Here is a 16,853-nt window from a genome sequence, read left to right on the forward strand (position 1 = left end):
ATGTCTAAATCACATCTTTATATCGATTTATATGAAAATTTGAAAAACCAAATTATTGAAGGTCAATATAAATCAGGAGATAAATTTCCATCTAAACGCGTATTAGGTCAACATCTTTCTGTTAGCAATACAACGATTGAACATGCATATCAGTTTCTACTTGATGAAGGATATATATACTCGAAACCACGCTCTGGTTATTTCGTTTCAGATATTGAAACATTACCTATAATCAATAGGAAAACACAATTTAATACAGATACATATTTGTCATCACAACATAAGCACTCAGGTGATTATTACGAATTTGCATTCAATTTATCGGAGATTGATACTGATTACTTCCCCATCCAACAATTTAGAAAATATGCGCGAGATGCTTTTGAAATAAACCAATTACAACTACTTCAACACGCAAATCCAAAAGGCGAGTGGTCTTTAAGACAAGAAATTGCTCACTATTTATTCAATAGTCGTGGTGTATCTTGTCATCCTGAACAAATTATTATTGGCTCATCAACTGAACAATTAATTAACTTACTAACGGATATCTTAAACAAAGCACAATTCCTTATCGAAAATCCAAGTTATCCTCCTATTAAACAAGTATTAGAAAAAAGACAAATTCCTTATATGCAAGTTCCAGTAAATCAAACTGGTCTTGAAATAGACTATTTAAAGACTGCAATTCATAACATCGCCTATGTGACACCCTCACATCAATTTCCTACTGGCTATGTAATGAATTTAAAAAAGCGTACGCAACTTATAACATGGGCACACGAACGTGATGATAGATATATTATTGAAGATGATTATGATTCTGAATTTCGCTATTTTGGCAAACCGATTCCTGCATTACAAAGTTTAGATACCAAAGACAAAGTGATTTATATTAGTACATTTTCTAAATCACTATTTCCTAGTTGCAGAATTGCGTATCTTGTTTTACCTAAAAAGCTACTTAATAGGTATGAGAATTTAGAACATAAAGAAGGTAATACAGTACCTGCGCACTTACAAAAAATTGTGGCAAGTTTTATGGAATCAGGGAGTTTTGAAAGACATTTAAATAAAATGAGAAAACTATATAGTCGCAAATTAAAATTTATTATTGAAGCACTCAAACCTTATGAAGATCAATTAGAAATAGAAGGTGCATTAGCTGGTATGCACTTTAATTTAACAGTTAAAAATGGACTTTCTATAAAAGAATGTCTAAAAAATGCAGAAAAGAATAGATTAAAAATAACACCGTTTAATCAATATGATGCTACACAACACACTGTAAAATTCATATTAGGATTTGGTGGCATTCCTTTTTCAGATCTTGAAGCACATACAAATGCACTAATAGACAGTTTATGCATTTAAAGTACCATACTCAACAAAATGAGTATGGTACTTATGCATGAGCTTTTGCTCATGTATTCCACTTTTCCTACTCTTGCGGAACGTAAGTCTGCTACCTTCGGCGCTAAAGAGCTTTCTTGCCGTGAGACAAGCGCTCGCATCTTTTCTCACTTGCACGCTCTCCTTACTCACTTACCACTCGTAAGCTCGTTTCGTCGCTCGTTTAGTTCGTCAGCATCTAAAGTCCCACTTTCTTAATTTTGATTCTAAATTTATTAAAGTAGACTTGTTACTCTCTTATCAGGTTATATTTCATTGTACTAGTGGGACTTATGCATGAGCTTTGCTCATGTATTCCATCGAAACTGACAATTACTTCTGAAGAAGTTAAGCTCTTTGCGCACAAAAAAAGAGACCTCTCGGTCTCGGCTCATCGCATCCTATAATGCTGCCTGGCAACGTCCTACTCTTGCGGAACGTAAGTCCGACTACCATCGGCGCTAAAGAGCTTAACTTCTGTGTTCGGCATGGGAACAGGTGTGACCTCTTTGCCATTGTCACCAGACAATGAAATGTATGAAATTATACATTCAAAACTAGATAGTAAGTAAAATATGATTCAACCAAAACAAAACATTTTAAATTTGATTAAGTCTTCGATCGATTAGTATTCGTCAGCTCCACATATCGCTATGCTTCCACCTCGAACCTATTAACCTCATCATCTTTGAGGGATCTTATAACCGAAGTTGGGAAATCTCATCTTGAGGGGGGCTTCATGCTTAGATGCTTTCAGCACTTATCCCGTCCATACATAGCTACCCAGCGATGCCGTTGGCACGACAACTGGTACACCAGAGGTATGTCCATCCCGGTCCTCTCGTACTAAGGACAGCTCCTCTCAAATTTCCTACGCCCACGACGGATAGGGACCGAACTGTCTCACGACGTTCTGAACCCAGCTCGCGTACCGCTTTAATGGGCGAACAGCCCAACCCTTGGGACCGACTACAGCCCCAGGATGCGATGAGCCGACATCGAGGTGCCAAACCTCCCCGTCGATGTGAACTCTTGGGGGAGATAAGCCTGTTATCCCCGGGGTAGCTTTTATCCGTTGAGCGATGGCCCTTCCATGCGGAACCACCGGATCACTAAGTCCGTCTTTCGACCCTGCTCGACTTGTAAGTCTCGCAGTCAAGCTTCCTTATGCCTTTACACTCTATGAATGATTTCCAACCATTCTGAGGAAACCTTTGAGCGCCTCCGTTACTCTTTAGGAGGCGACCGCCCCAGTCAAACTGCCCATCTGACACTGTCTCCCACCATGATAAATGGTGCGGGTTAGAAATCCAACACAGCGAGGGTAGTATCCCACCAACGCCTCCACGTAAGCTAGCGCTCACGCATCTCAGGCTCCTACCTATCCTGTACAAGCTGTGCCGAATTTCAATATCAGACTACAGTAAAGCTCCACGGGGTCTTTCCGTCCTGTCGCGGGTAACCTGCATCTTCACAGGTACTATGATTTCACCGAGTCTCTCGTTGAGACAGTGCCCAAATCGTTACGCCTTTCGTGCGGGTCGGAACTTACCCGACAAGGAATTTCGCTACCTTAGGACCGTTATAGTTACGGCCGCCGTTTACTGGGGCTTCGATTCGTAGCTTCGCAGAAGCTAACCACTCCTCTTAACCTTCCAGCACCGGGCAGGCGTCAGCCCCTATACATCACCTTACGGTTTAGCAGAGACCTGTGTTTTTGATAAACAGTCGCTTGGGCCTATTCACTGCGGCTCTCCTGGGCGTTAACCCTAAAGAGCACCCCTTCTCCCGAAGTTACGGGGTCATTTTGCCGAGTTCCTTAACGAGAGTTCGCTCGCTCACCTTAGAATTCTCATCTTGACTACCTGTGTCGGTTTGCGGTACGGGCACCACAATTCTAGCTAGAGGCTTTTCTTGGCAGTGTGAAATCAACGACTCGAGGAAACAATTTCCTCTCCCCATCACAGCTTGACCTTAAGAGTGCCGGATTTGCCTAACACTCAGTCTTACTGCTTGGACGTACAATCCAATAGTACGCTTCGCCTATCCTACTGCGTCCCCCCATCGCTTAAAACGAATTATGGTGGTACAGGAATATCAACCTGTTATCCATCGCCTACGCCTATCGGCCTCAGCTTAGGACCCGACTAACCCAGAGCGGACGAGCCTTCCTCTGGAAACCTTAGTCAATCGGTGGACGGGATTCTCACCCGTCTTTCGCTACTCACACCGGCATTCTCACTTCTAAGCGCTCCACATGTCCTTGCGATCATGCTTCAACGCCCTTAGAACGCTCTCCTACCATTGTCCTTACGGACAATCCACAGCTTCGGTAATATGTTTAGCCCCGGTACATTTTCGGCGCAGTGTCACTCGACTAGTGAGCTATTACGCACTCTTTAAATGATGGCTGCTTCTAAGCCAACATCCTAGTTGTCTGGGCAACGCCACATCCTTTTCCACTTAACATATATTTTGGGACCTTAGCTGGTGGTCTGGGCTGTTTCCCTTTCGAACACGGACCTTATCACCCGCGTTCTAACTCCCAAGTTAAATTGATTGGCATTCGGAGTTTGTCTGAATTCGGTAACCCGATAAGGGCCCCTCGTCCAAACAGTGCTCTACCTCCAATAATCATCACTTGAGGCTAGCCCTAAAGCTATTTCGGAGAGAACCAGCTATCTCCAGGTTCGATTGGAATTTCTCCGCTACCCACAACTCATCCGCTCACTTTTCAACGTAAGTCGGTTCGGTCCTCCATTCAGTGTTACCTGAACTTCAACCTGGTCATGGGTAGATCACCTGGTTTCGGGTCTACGACCAAATACTCAACGCCCTATTCAGACTCGCTTTCGCTACGGCTCCACATTCACTGCTTAACCTTGCATCAAATCGTAACTCGCCGGTTCATTCTACAAAAGGCACGCCATCACCCATTAACGGGCTCTGACTACTTGTAAGCACACGGTTTCAAGTTCTATTTCACTCCCCTTCCGGGGTACTTTTCACCTTTCCCTCACGGTACTGGTTCACTATCGGTCACTAGAGAGTATTTAGCCTTGGGAGATGGTCCTCCCGGATTCCGACGGAATTTCTCGTGTTCCGTCGTACTCAGGATCCACTCAAGAGTGAATAAACTTTCGACTACAGGATTATTACCTTCTTTGATTCATCTTTCCAGATGATTCGTCTAGTTTATTCTTTTGTAACTCCGTATAGAGTGTCCTACAACCCCAACAAGCAAGCTCGTTGGTTTGGGCTCTTCCCGTTTCGCTCGCCGCTACTCAGGGAATCGATTTTTCTTTCTCTTCCTGCGGGTACTAAGATGTTTCAGTTCTCCGCGTCTACCTTCAGATATGCTATGTATTCACATATCGATAACATGACATAACTCATGCTGGGTTTCCCCATTCGGAAATCTCTGGATCAAAGCTTACTTACAGCTCCCCAAAGCATATCGTCGTTAGTAACGTCCTTCATCGGCTTCTAGTGCCAAGGCATCCACCGTGCGCCCTTAATAACTTAATCTTTTTTGACTTTCAACACGAACAAGTCGGTTGAAAACCCAAAATGTTATTAATCTGTGAGTGTTCTTTCGAACACTAGCGATTATTTCTTTTTGAATTCAAAGCTTGTTAAAAAACTCTAATTCACTCGGTTTTGCTTGGTAAAATCATAAATTTTACTTACTTATCTAGTTTTCAATGTACAAAAAAATGGTGGGCCTAAGTGGACTCGAACCACCGACCTCACGCTTATCAGGCGTGCGCTCTAACCAGCTGAGCTATAGGCCCATTCTTTTTGAATACTCTAATGAGCACTCAAAACTGAATACAATATGTCAATGTTATTCCTATTTCATCTTCGTAAGAAGATGTTCCGAATATATCCTTAGAAAGGAGGTGATCCAGCCGCACCTTCCGATACGGCTACCTTGTTACGACTTCACCCCAATCATTTGTCCCACCTTCGACGGCTAGCTCCATAAATGGTTACTCCACCGGCTTCGGGTGTTACAAACTCTCGTGGTGTGACGGGCGGTGTGTACAAGACCCGGGAACGTATTCACCGTAGCATGCTGATCTACGATTACTAGCGATTCCAGCTTCATGTAGTCGAGTTGCAGACTACAATCCGAACTGAGAACAACTTTATGGGATTTGCATGACCTCGCGGTTTAGCTGCCCTTTGTATTGTCCATTGTAGCACGTGTGTAGCCCAAATCATAAGGGGCATGATGATTTGACGTCATCCCCACCTTCCTCCGGTTTGTCACCGGCAGTCAACCTAGAGTGCCCAACTTAATGATGGCAACTAAGCTTAAGGGTTGCGCTCGTTGCGGGACTTAACCCAACATCTCACGACACGAGCTGACGACAACCATGCACCACCTGTCACTTTGTCCCCCGAAGGGGAAGGCTCTATCTCTAGAGTTTTCAAAGGATGTCAAGATTTGGTAAGGTTCTTCGCGTTGCTTCGAATTAAACCACATGCTCCACCGCTTGTGCGGGTCCCCGTCAATTCCTTTGAGTTTCAACCTTGCGGTCGTACTCCCCAGGCGGAGTGCTTAATGCGTTAGCTGCAGCACTAAGGGGCGGAAACCCCCTAACACTTAGCACTCATCGTTTACGGCGTGGACTACCAGGGTATCTAATCCTGTTTGATCCCCACGCTTTCGCACATCAGCGTCAGTTACAGACCAGAAAGTCGCCTTCGCCACTGGTGTTCCTCCATATCTCTGCGCATTTCACCGCTACACATGGAATTCCACTTTCCTCTTCTGCACTCAAGTTTCCCAGTTTCCAATGACCCTCCACGGTTGAGCCGTGGGCTTTCACATCAGACTTAAGAAACCGCCTACGCGCGCTTTACGCCCAATAATTCCGGATAACGCTTGCCACCTACGTATTACCGCGGCTGCTGGCACGTAGTTAGCCGTGGCTTTCTGATTAGGTACCGTCAAGATGTGCACAGTTACTTACACATTTGTTCTTCCCTAATAACAGAGTTTTACGAGCCGAAACCCTTCATCACTCACGCGGCGTTGCTCCGTCAGGCTTTCGCCCATTGCGGAAGATTCCCTACTGCTGCCTCCCGTAGGAGTCTGGACCGTGTCTCAGTTCCAGTGTGGCCGATCACCCTCTCAGGTCGGCTACGTATCGTCGCCTTGGTAAGCCGTTACCTTACCAACTAGCTAATACGGCGCGGGTCCATCTATAAGTGATAGCAAAACCATCTTTCACTTTAGAACCATGCGGTTCTAAATGTTATCCGGTATTAGCTCCGGTTTCCCGAAGTTATCCCAGTCTTATAGGTAGGTTACCCACGTGTTACTCACCCGTCCGCCGCTAACTTCAAAGGAGCAAGCTCCTTATCTGTTCGCTCGACTTGCATGTATTAGGCACGCCGCCAGCGTTCATCCTGAGCCAGGATCAAACTCTCCATAAATGAATTATGATGTTTGATTAGCTCATAAAATACTAATTTGTGTTATCTCTAACACTTGTTTTGAACCAACAATTTAATGTTGTGTTCGGAATTAACGTTGACATATTGCAATTCAGTTTTCAATGTTCATTTCTTCAATCACAAGAAACAATTTTACTCTCTTTGACTCAGAAAGTCAAGAAGATTTTTAAAATTATTTTTTTGGTAAAACTTCCATAAAAAAACGACCCAAGGGTCAATATGGAATTGCCTGGCAACGTCCTACTCTTGCGGAACGTAAGTCCGACTACCATCGGCGCTAAAGAGCTTAACTTCTGTGTTCGGCATGGGAACAGGTGTGACCTCTTTGCCATTGTCACCAGACAATGAAATGTATGAAATTATACATTCAAAACTAGATAGTAAGTAAAATATGATTCAACCAAAACAAAACATTTTAAATTTGATTAAGTCTTCGATCGATTAGTATTCGTCAGCTCCACATATCGCTATGCTTCCACCTCGAACCTATTAACCTCATCATCTTTGAGGGATCTTATAACCGAAGTTGGGAAATCTCATCTTGAGGGGGGCTTCATGCTTAGATGCTTTCAGCACTTATCCCGTCCATACATAGCTACCCAGCGATGCCGTTGGCACGACAACTGGTACACCAGAGGTATGTCCATCCCGGTCCTCTCGTACTAAGGACAGCTCCTCTCAAATTTCCTACGCCCACGACGGATAGGGACCGAACTGTCTCACGACGTTCTGAACCCAGCTCGCGTACCGCTTTAATGGGCGAACAGCCCAACCCTTGGGACCGACTACAGCCCCAGGATGCGATGAGCCGACATCGAGGTGCCAAACCTCCCCGTCGATGTGAACTCTTGGGGGAGATAAGCCTGTTATCCCCGGGGTAGCTTTTATCCGTTGAGCGATGGCCCTTCCATGCGGAACCACCGGATCACTAAGTCCGTCTTTCGACCCTGCTCGACTTGTAAGTCTCGCAGTCAAGCTTCCTTATGCCTTTACACTCTATGAATGATTTCCAACCATTCTGAGGAAACCTTTGAGCGCCTCCGTTACTCTTTAGGAGGCGACCGCCCCAGTCAAACTGCCCATCTGACACTGTCTCCCACCATGATAAATGGTGCGGGTTAGAAATCCAACACAGCGAGGGTAGTATCCCACCAACGCCTCCACGTAAGCTAGCGCTCACGCATCTCAGGCTCCTACCTATCCTGTACAAGCTGTGCCGAATTTCAATATCAGACTACAGTAAAGCTCCACGGGGTCTTTCCGTCCTGTCGCGGGTAACCTGCATCTTCACAGGTACTATGATTTCACCGAGTCTCTCGTTGAGACAGTGCCCAAATCGTTACGCCTTTCGTGCGGGTCGGAACTTACCCGACAAGGAATTTCGCTACCTTAGGACCGTTATAGTTACGGCCGCCGTTTACTGGGGCTTCGATTCGTAGCTTCGCAGAAGCTAACCACTCCTCTTAACCTTCCAGCACCGGGCAGGCGTCAGCCCCTATACATCACCTTACGGTTTAGCAGAGACCTGTGTTTTTGATAAACAGTCGCTTGGGCCTATTCACTGCGGCTCTCCTGGGCGTTAACCCTAAAGAGCACCCCTTCTCCCGAAGTTACGGGGTCATTTTGCCGAGTTCCTTAACGAGAGTTCGCTCGCTCACCTTAGAATTCTCATCTTGACTACCTGTGTCGGTTTGCGGTACGGGCACCACAATTCTAGCTAGAGGCTTTTCTTGGCAGTGTGAAATCAACGACTCGAGGAAACAATTTCCTCTCCCCATCACAGCTTGACCTTAAGAGTGCCGGATTTGCCTAACACTCAGTCTTACTGCTTGGACGTACAATCCAATAGTACGCTTCGCCTATCCTACTGCGTCCCCCCATCGCTTAAAACGAATTATGGTGGTACAGGAATATCAACCTGTTATCCATCGCCTACGCCTATCGGCCTCAGCTTAGGACCCGACTAACCCAGAGCGGACGAGCCTTCCTCTGGAAACCTTAGTCAATCGGTGGACGGGATTCTCACCCGTCTTTCGCTACTCACACCGGCATTCTCACTTCTAAGCGCTCCACATGTCCTTGCGATCATGCTTCAACGCCCTTAGAACGCTCTCCTACCATTGTCCTTACGGACAATCCACAGCTTCGGTAATATGTTTAGCCCCGGTACATTTTCGGCGCAGTGTCACTCGACTAGTGAGCTATTACGCACTCTTTAAATGATGGCTGCTTCTAAGCCAACATCCTAGTTGTCTGGGCAACGCCACATCCTTTTCCACTTAACATATATTTTGGGACCTTAGCTGGTGGTCTGGGCTGTTTCCCTTTCGAACACGGACCTTATCACCCGCGTTCTAACTCCCAAGTTAAATTGATTGGCATTCGGAGTTTGTCTGAATTCGGTAACCCGATAAGGGCCCCTCGTCCAAACAGTGCTCTACCTCCAATAATCATCACTTGAGGCTAGCCCTAAAGCTATTTCGGAGAGAACCAGCTATCTCCAGGTTCGATTGGAATTTCTCCGCTACCCACAACTCATCCGCTCACTTTTCAACGTAAGTCGGTTCGGTCCTCCATTCAGTGTTACCTGAACTTCAACCTGGTCATGGGTAGATCACCTGGTTTCGGGTCTACGACCAAATACTCAACGCCCTATTCAGACTCGCTTTCGCTACGGCTCCACATTCACTGCTTAACCTTGCATCAAATCGTAACTCGCCGGTTCATTCTACAAAAGGCACGCCATCACCCATTAACGGGCTCTGACTACTTGTAAGCACACGGTTTCAAGTTCTATTTCACTCCCCTTCCGGGGTACTTTTCACCTTTCCCTCACGGTACTGGTTCACTATCGGTCACTAGAGAGTATTTAGCCTTGGGAGATGGTCCTCCCGGATTCCGACGGAATTTCTCGTGTTCCGTCGTACTCAGGATCCACTCAAGAGTGAATAAACTTTCGACTACAGGATTATTACCTTCTTTGATTCATCTTTCCAGATGATTCGTCTAGTTTATTCTTTTGTAACTCCGTATAGAGTGTCCTACAACCCCAACAAGCAAGCTCGTTGGTTTGGGCTCTTCCCGTTTCGCTCGCCGCTACTCAGGGAATCGATTTTTCTTTCTCTTCCTGCGGGTACTAAGATGTTTCAGTTCTCCGCGTCTACCTTCAGATATGCTATGTATTCACATATCGATAACATGACATAACTCATGCTGGGTTTCCCCATTCGGAAATCTCTGGATCAAAGCTTACTTACAGCTCCCCAAAGCATATCGTCGTTAGTAACGTCCTTCATCGGCTTCTAGTGCCAAGGCATCCACCGTGCGCCCTTAATAACTTAATCTTTTTTGACTTTCAACACGAACAAGTCGGTTGAAAACCCAAAATGTTATTAATCTGTGAGTGTTCTTTCGAACACTAGCGATTATTTCTTTTTGAATTCAAAGCTTGTTAAAAAACTCTAATTCACTCGGTTTTGCTTGGTAAAATCATAAATTTTACTTACTTATCTAGTTTTCAATGTACAAAACAATGCAATGAATACTCTAATGAGCACTCAAAACTGAATACAATATGTCAATGTTATTCCTATTTCATCTTCGTAAGAAGATGTTTCCGAATATATCCTTAGAAAGGAGGTGATCCAGCCGCACCTTCCGATACGGCTACCTTGTTACGACTTCACCCCAATCATTTGTCCCACCTTCGACGGCTAGCTCCATAAATGGTTACTCCACCGGCTTCGGGTGTTACAAACTCTCGTGGTGTGACGGGCGGTGTGTACAAGACCCGGGAACGTATTCACCGTAGCATGCTGATCTACGATTACTAGCGATTCCAGCTTCATGTAGTCGAGTTGCAGACTACAATCCGAACTGAGAACAACTTTATGGGATTTGCATGACCTCGCGGTTTAGCTGCCCTTTGTATTGTCCATTGTAGCACGTGTGTAGCCCAAATCATAAGGGGCATGATGATTTGACGTCATCCCCACCTTCCTCCGGTTTGTCACCGGCAGTCAACCTAGAGTGCCCAACTTAATGATGGCAACTAAGCTTAAGGGTTGCGCTCGTTGCGGGACTTAACCCAACATCTCACGACACGAGCTGACGACAACCATGCACCACCTGTCACTTTGTCCCCCGAAGGGGAAGGCTCCATCTCTAGAGTTTTCAAAGGATGTCAAGATTTGGTAAGGTTCTTCGCGTTGCTTCGAATTAAACCACATGCTCCACCGCTTGTGCGGGTCCCCGTCAATTCCTTTGAGTTTCAACCTTGCGGTCGTACTCCCCAGGCGGAGTGCTTAATGCGTTAGCTGCAGCACTAAGGGGCGGAAACCCCCTAACACTTAGCACTCATCGTTTACGGCGTGGACTACCAGGGTATCTAATCCTGTTTGATCCCCACGCTTTCGCACATCAGCGTCAGTTACAGACCAGAAAGTCGCCTTCGCCACTGGTGTTCCTCCATATCTCTGCGCATTTCACCGCTACACATGGAATTCCACTTTCCTCTTCTGCACTCAAGTTTCCCAGTTTCCAATGACCCTCCACGGTTGAGCCGTGGGCTTTCACATCAGACTTAAGAAACCGCCTACGCGCGCTTTACGCCCAATAATTCCGGATAACGCTTGCCACCTACGTATTACCGCGGCTGCTGGCACGTAGTTAGCCGTGGCTTTCTGATTAGGTACCGTCAAGATGTGCACAGTTACTTACACATTTGTTCTTCCCTAATAACAGAGTTTTACGAGCCGAAACCCTTCATCACTCACGCGGCGTTGCTCCGTCAGGCTTTCGCCCATTGCGGAAGATTCCCTACTGCTGCCTCCCGTAGGAGTCTGGACCGTGTCTCAGTTCCAGTGTGGCCGATCACCCTCTCAGGTCGGCTACGTATCGTCGCCTTGGTAAGCCGTTACCTTACCAACTAGCTAATACGGCGCGGGTCCATCTATAAGTGATAGCAAAACCATCTTTCACTTTAGAACCATGCGGTTCTAAATGTTATCCGGTATTAGCTCCGGTTTCCCGAAGTTATCCCAGTCTTATAGGTAGGTTACCCACGTGTTACTCACCCGTCCGCCGCTAACTTCAAAGGAGCAAGCTCCTTATCTGTTCGCTCGACTTGCATGTATTAGGCACGCCGCCAGCGTTCATCCTGAGCCAGGATCAAACTCTCCATAAATGAATTATGATGTTTGATTAGCTCATAAAATACTAATTTGTGTTATCTCTAACACTTGTTTTGAACCAACAATTTAATGTTGTGTTCGGAATTAACGTTGACATATTGCAATTCAGTTTTCAATGTTCATTTCTTCATTTAATAATAATTATGGTGGAGACTAGCGGGATCGAACCGCTGACCTCCTGCGTGCAAAGCAGGCGCTCTCCCATCTGAGCTAAGCCCCCATATATATTTTAAAAGAGTCGGGAAGACAGGATTCGAACCTGCGACCCCTTGGTCCCAAACCAAGTGCTCTACCAAGCTGAGCTACTTCCCGTATTAATTTAAGCATTTTAAAAATGGTGCGCCCGACAGGGGTCGAACCTGTAACCTCTTGATTCGTAGTCAAGTACTCTATCCAGTTGAGCTACGGGCGCATTATTAAAATGATGGTGCCGAGGACCGGAATCGAACCGGTACGGTGATCTCTCACCGCAGGATTTTAAGTCCTGTGCGTCTGCCAGTTCCGCCACCCCGGCAAAAATAATGGAGCAGAAGACGGGATTCGAACCCGCGACCCCGACCTTGGCAAGGTCGTATTCTACCGCTGAACTACTTCTGCAAAATGAAACTGTATGAGCCATAGTGGGCTCGAACCACTGACCCTCTGATTAAAAGTCAGATGCTCTACCAACTGAGCTAATGGCTCATGAAATGGTGCCGGCCAGAGGACTTGAACCCCCAACCTACTGATTACAAGTCAGTTGCTCTACCAGTTGAGCTAGGCCGGCTATTCATTTGAAATGGTGGAGGATGACGGGTTCGAACCGCCGACCCTCTGCTTGTAAGGCAGATGCTCTCCCAGCTGAGCTAATCCTCCACATGAAATTTATTATAAAGCCTGGCAACGTCCTACTCTTGCGGAACGTAAGTCCGACTACCATCGGCGCTAAAGAGCTTAACTTCTGTGTTCGGCATGGGAACAGGTGTGACCTCTTTGCCATTGTCACCAGACAAAATAACTTACTCCATTAATGATACATTGTTTATAAGTTAATTGCAATAGTCAATTTTACACTATCTTCAAGAAATCTTTAAACAACATTTACTTGAGTTACTTATTTATGTATTCATTGTTTTTGACGACTTTTATATAATACTATGTTTTCTAGTTCGAGTCAATAGCTTTTTTAACTTTTTCTCGAAAAAGTATTACTGTATTTTCGTATGTCATGTTTCGCTCACTTGCTTAACTCGACTTGAATAATCTTACCATATGAAAACAGCATTTACCATACCTTTTATAGTATATTTTTATATCTTTATAGCATAATTATGCATAAACGTTTCTTATTACTTAATTTATTTATTGGAAATGCCTTTAATACTGACTTTTATCCCCTTCCAACATATATTAACTACTTCTTTCAACAATAAAAAAACGAATATCGCGTCTTGTAATAATAACAAGACATGATATTCGCTTTATTTTAGGCAAGCATATTTAAACGCGTAATTAGTTATATTACTTCTGTCTCATATATGGGAACAGTAATACGTCACGTATTGATGCTGAATCAGTAAGTAACATCACTAATCTATCAATACCAATACCTAATCCACCTGTTGGAGGCATACCGTATTCTAGTGCTTCAATAAAATCTTCATCCATTTCATGAGCTTCATCGTTTCCTTGTTCTTTTTCTACTAATTGCGCTTCGAATCTTGCTCTTTGGTCAATAGGGTCATTTAATTCAGTAAATGCATTACCATGTTCTCTTCCTACAATGAATAACTCAAAGCGATCTGTAAATCTAGGATCCTCAGCGTTTTTCTTAGCTAATGGAGAAATCTCTATTGGGTGTCCATAAACAAATGTAGGTTGAATTAATGTTTCTTCAACTTTTTGTTCAAAGAATTCATTTAAGATATGACCATACTTCATATTACTTGTGATTTCTACGCCATGTTCTTTAGCGATTGACTTAGCTTCATCATCACTTTGGATGTTGAAGAAATCCACACCTGTAGCTTCTTTAACAGCATCAGCCATATGGATTCGTTTCCAACTAGATTCTAGATCAATTGTTTCTTCTCCATATGATACTTTAGCAGTGCCTAATACTTTTTCTGAAATATGTCTAATCATATTTTCAGTAATATCCATGATGTCGTGGTAGTCAGCATATGCTTCATACAATTCAATCATCGTAAATTCTGGGTTATGTCTTGTAGACACACCTTCATTTCTAAATACACGACCAATTTCATATACTTTTTCTAGACCGCCGACGATAAGACGTTTTAAATGTAATTCAATTGCAATTCTCATATATAATGTAGCATCTAATGCATTATGATGTGTAACAAACGGACGAGCTGCAGCACCACCAGCTATTTGATGCATCATTGGTGTTTCTACCTCTAAAAATCCTTGAGCGTTTAAATAGTTACGCATCTCTTGTAATATTTTACTACGGTTAATAAATGTCTTCGTACTATCTTGGTTTGTAATTAAATCAAGATAGCGTTGACGATAACGTTGTTCAATATCTTGTAAACCATGGAATTTATCTGGTAAAGGGCGTAATGCTTTTGTTAAAAGTGTAAACGATTTTGCTTTAACCGATAGTTCACCTGTGTTCGTTTTGAACATAACTCCTTCAACGCCCACAATGTCACCTAAATCTGAAGAATTCCAAATCTCAAATTGTTCATCGCCTACTTGGTCTTTTCTTACATAAATCTGTATTTGACCACTTAAATCTTGTACATGAGCAAAGCCTGCTTTACCTTTACCACGTTTTGTCATTAAACGTCCTGCTATACTTACATGACTTTCTTCTTCTTTTTCTTGTAATTCTTCTTTAGAGAATTGATCCCAATCTTCCTGTAATGGGCTAGCCATTGAACTACGGTCAAACTTTTGTCCAAATGGATCAATTCCTAAATCGTATAATTCTTGTAATTTTTGTCGGCGAACCTGCATTTGGTCGTTCATTTCTTCTGACATAACTTTCTCTCCTTTATGCTTTTCAATCTTTATACTTTTTCACTGAATCGTCTGTCATCACTATATTACCAATTGTTTCATTAGAATGCGGTTCAATAAAATTAGATGCTATATCATTTAATGGAATCAGAACAAATGAACGTTCTAACATTCTCGGATGCGGAACAACCAAATCTTCTTCTTCAATAATTTGATTTCCATACAATAAAATATCTACATCTAAAGTTCTTGGTCCCCAACGTACGTCTCTCACACGATGCAATTGTTGTTCTGTTTCCATACATGCCTTTAACAAATCTTTTGGTTTCAATAATGTTTGAATTTCAATACATTGATTTAAAAATTGTGGCTGATCAACATAACCTACTGGCTCTGTTTCATATATCGGCGAAACTTTCGTGACTTCAATACCATTTTTATTATTTAAAATGCGCACCGCTTCATCAAGTTGCGTTTCTCTTTCTCCAACATTACTACCTAATCCTAAATAAGCATATACCATTAGTGATTCTCCCTCACCACTTCAACACCTACGCCATTATAATGTCCAGGTATAGGTGGATTTTCTTTAGTGATTCTGACTTTCGTTTCCACTACACGATTATAGTGTGAATTTATACGTTTTGCAATACGTTCAGCCAGATGCTCTAATAAATTTACTGGCTTCCCTTCCATAATCGCTTTCACTTCTTCAAATATTTCTCCATAATGCACAGTATCTGTAACTTTGTCAGTTTCACCAGCTATGCTAAGATCAACTTTCATCGTGACATCAACAATAAATATTTGTCCAATCTCATTCTCGGCTGGTAACGCGCCATGATAACTATAAAACCTCATACCATTAAGAAATATTGTGTCGCGCATCCTCATTCTCCTTTAAATAGTCCATACTTTGTGCTATACGAGCATTTAATGCAACGTTATGTACTCTTACACCTCTAATACCTTTTGTAATACCATATGCTGTTGTGCCAGCAGTTGCTTCATCTCGTTGAGTTGGAGTTGTATCTCCTCCAATCATTTCCTTAATAAATCTTTTTCTGCTAGTTGCTAACAGCACTGGATAGCCAGTTGCTACAAGTTCATCTAATCGAGTCATAACTTCCTTTTCCTCGTCCCTTGTTTTTGCAAAGCCAATACCTGGATCAATCCAAACTTTATGCTGTGGTATACCCGCCATTTCAGCTTTATTTGCTTGTTTTAAAAGATACAGCAGCATCTCATCAACAACTGATTCATCTCTATGTCCGTCTCCATTGTGCATTAACACAATTTCACCTTCATATTTCGCAACAATTTCAAATATGCGTGGATCATGGTGGCCAGCCCATTGGTCATTAATCATCGTAGCGCCTAATTTCATGGCCGCTTCTGCTACTTCACTTCTATATGTATCAACTGATACTTGAATACCTAGACGAGTCAAAGCTTCTACCACAGGTACGACACGGCTAAGTTCCTCATCAACACTCACTTCTTCATAACCCGGTCTCGTAGATACACCACCGATATCTATAATATCAACGCCTTCTTCTATCATTTTCTCTGCGCGTTCAATAGCTTTTTCAACTGAATTATACTTTCCCCCATCAGAAAATGAGTCAGGGGTAACATTTAATATTCCCATAATTTTTGTATGCGTCATAATCATTTTGCTTCCTTTCACATCTAAAATGATTTTCCTATCAAATTATTATCATAATTCTATAATAACGTTAATTTTTATTTTTTTCAGTAACAAGTGCTTGAATGATCTGTAATTTTTAACGAACCAAAATAAACCTATATATATGAAGTGAAACATCTATT

Annotated in this window: 5 protein-coding genes, 9 tRNA genes and 7 rRNA genes; 1 reads left to right on the plus strand and 20 read right to left on the minus strand. The window is 43.3% G+C overall.

What is annotated here, in order from left to right; all coding sequences use genetic code 11:
- The gene (locus ACM591_RS12950; protein ID WP_029377949.1) at positions 1-1,374 is read left to right on the plus strand and encodes a PLP-dependent aminotransferase family protein; all 1,374 of its coding nucleotides are present in this window, start codon (positions 1-3) and stop codon (positions 1,372-1,374) included.
- Between the two features lie 429 nt (positions 1,375-1,803).
- On the opposite strand, the gene rrf (ACM591_RS12955) is transcribed toward ACM591_RS12950, so the two are convergent.
- From rrf (ACM591_RS12955) to folP, 20 genes are all read right to left on the minus strand, one after another.
- Positions 1,804-1,918 (minus strand): 5S ribosomal RNA (rrf, locus tag ACM591_RS12955).
- A gap of 79 nt (positions 1,919-1,997) precedes the next feature.
- Positions 1,998-4,920: ribosomal RNA gene (locus ACM591_RS12960) — 23S ribosomal RNA — on the minus strand.
- A 189-nt stretch (positions 4,921-5,109) separates the two neighbouring features.
- Positions 5,110-5,186: transfer RNA gene (locus ACM591_RS12965), tRNA-Ile, on the minus strand.
- Between the two features lie 101 nt (positions 5,187-5,287).
- A 16S ribosomal RNA gene (locus tag ACM591_RS12970) occupies positions 5,288-6,840 on the minus strand.
- A gap of 248 nt (positions 6,841-7,088) precedes the next feature.
- Positions 7,089-7,203: ribosomal RNA gene (gene rrf / locus ACM591_RS12975) — 5S ribosomal RNA — on the minus strand.
- Positions 7,204-7,282: 79 nt separating this feature from the next.
- Positions 7,283-10,205 (minus strand): 23S ribosomal RNA (locus ACM591_RS12980).
- A gap of 288 nt (positions 10,206-10,493) precedes the next feature.
- Positions 10,494-12,046: ribosomal RNA gene (locus ACM591_RS12985) — 16S ribosomal RNA — on the minus strand.
- Between the two features lie 151 nt (positions 12,047-12,197).
- A tRNA-Ala gene (locus ACM591_RS12990) sits at positions 12,198-12,273 on the minus strand.
- A gap of 18 nt (positions 12,274-12,291) precedes the next feature.
- A tRNA-Pro gene (locus ACM591_RS12995) sits at positions 12,292-12,365 on the minus strand.
- A 23-nt stretch (positions 12,366-12,388) separates the two neighbouring features.
- Positions 12,389-12,465: transfer RNA gene (locus ACM591_RS13000), tRNA-Arg, on the minus strand.
- 13 nt (positions 12,466-12,478) lie between these two features.
- A tRNA-Leu gene (locus tag ACM591_RS13005) sits at positions 12,479-12,567 on the minus strand.
- A gap of 8 nt (positions 12,568-12,575) precedes the next feature.
- Positions 12,576-12,650, minus strand: a tRNA-Gly gene (locus tag ACM591_RS13010).
- Positions 12,651-12,664: 14 nt separating this feature from the next.
- Positions 12,665-12,737: transfer RNA gene (locus ACM591_RS13015), tRNA-Lys, on the minus strand.
- Positions 12,738-12,743: 6 nt separating this feature from the next.
- Positions 12,744-12,819: transfer RNA gene (locus tag ACM591_RS13020), tRNA-Thr, on the minus strand.
- A gap of 13 nt (positions 12,820-12,832) precedes the next feature.
- Positions 12,833-12,908, minus strand: a tRNA-Val gene (locus ACM591_RS13025).
- A 19-nt stretch (positions 12,909-12,927) separates the two neighbouring features.
- Positions 12,928-13,042 (minus strand): 5S ribosomal RNA (rrf, locus tag ACM591_RS13030).
- The 16S, 23S and 5S rRNA genes sit together here with 9 tRNA genes alongside, the layout of an rRNA operon.
- 511 nt (positions 13,043-13,553) lie before the next feature.
- Positions 13,554-15,041: a lysine--tRNA ligase gene (gene lysS, locus ACM591_RS13035; RefSeq protein ID WP_326026260.1), complete on the minus strand. Its 1,488-nt coding sequence runs from the start codon at positions 15,039-15,041 to the stop codon at positions 13,554-13,556.
- A gap of 22 nt (positions 15,042-15,063) precedes the next feature.
- Positions 15,064-15,543, minus strand: a complete 480-nt coding sequence (folK, locus tag ACM591_RS13040; RefSeq protein ID WP_029379222.1) for a 2-amino-4-hydroxy-6-hydroxymethyldihydropteridine diphosphokinase — start codon at positions 15,541-15,543, stop codon at positions 15,064-15,066.
- Positions 15,543-15,908 (minus strand): dihydroneopterin aldolase, encoded by a 366-nt coding sequence (gene folB / locus ACM591_RS13045; protein WP_038678791.1) that lies wholly within the window; start codon positions 15,906-15,908, stop codon positions 15,543-15,545. Before folB ends, folK begins: the two co-directional genes overlap by 1 nt.
- On the minus strand, positions 15,886-16,689 hold the full coding sequence (gene folP / locus ACM591_RS13050; protein ID WP_058625929.1) for a dihydropteroate synthase: 804 nt from the start codon (positions 16,687-16,689) through the stop codon (positions 15,886-15,888). The genes folB and folP overlap by 23 nt, the downstream gene beginning before the upstream one ends.
- Between the last annotated feature and the right edge of the window lie 164 nt (positions 16,690-16,853).

The organism is Staphylococcus sp. Ze2 (assembly GCF_048568365.1).
In the GTDB taxonomy this organism is placed as follows: Bacteria; Bacillota; Bacilli; order Staphylococcales; family Staphylococcaceae; genus Staphylococcus; species Staphylococcus xylosus.

Excerpts from the sequence above, each read along its gene's own strand:
- folP (WP_058625929.1), bottom strand. The coding sequence starts at position 16,689 with ATGACGCATACAAAAATTATGGGAATATTAAATGTTACCCCTGACTCA.
- folB (WP_038678791.1), bottom strand. The coding sequence starts at position 15,908 with ATGCGCGACACAATATTTCTTAATGGTATGAGGTTTTATAGTTATCAT.
- ACM591_RS12950 (WP_029377949.1), top strand. The coding sequence starts at position 1 with ATGTCTAAATCACATCTTTATATCGATTTATATGAAAATTTGAAAAAC.
- folK (WP_029379222.1), bottom strand. The coding sequence starts at position 15,543 with ATGGTATATGCTTATTTAGGATTAGGTAGTAATGTTGGAGAAAGAGAA.
- lysS (WP_326026260.1), bottom strand. The coding sequence starts at position 15,041 with ATGTCAGAAGAAATGAACGACCAAATGCAGGTTCGCCGACAAAAATTA.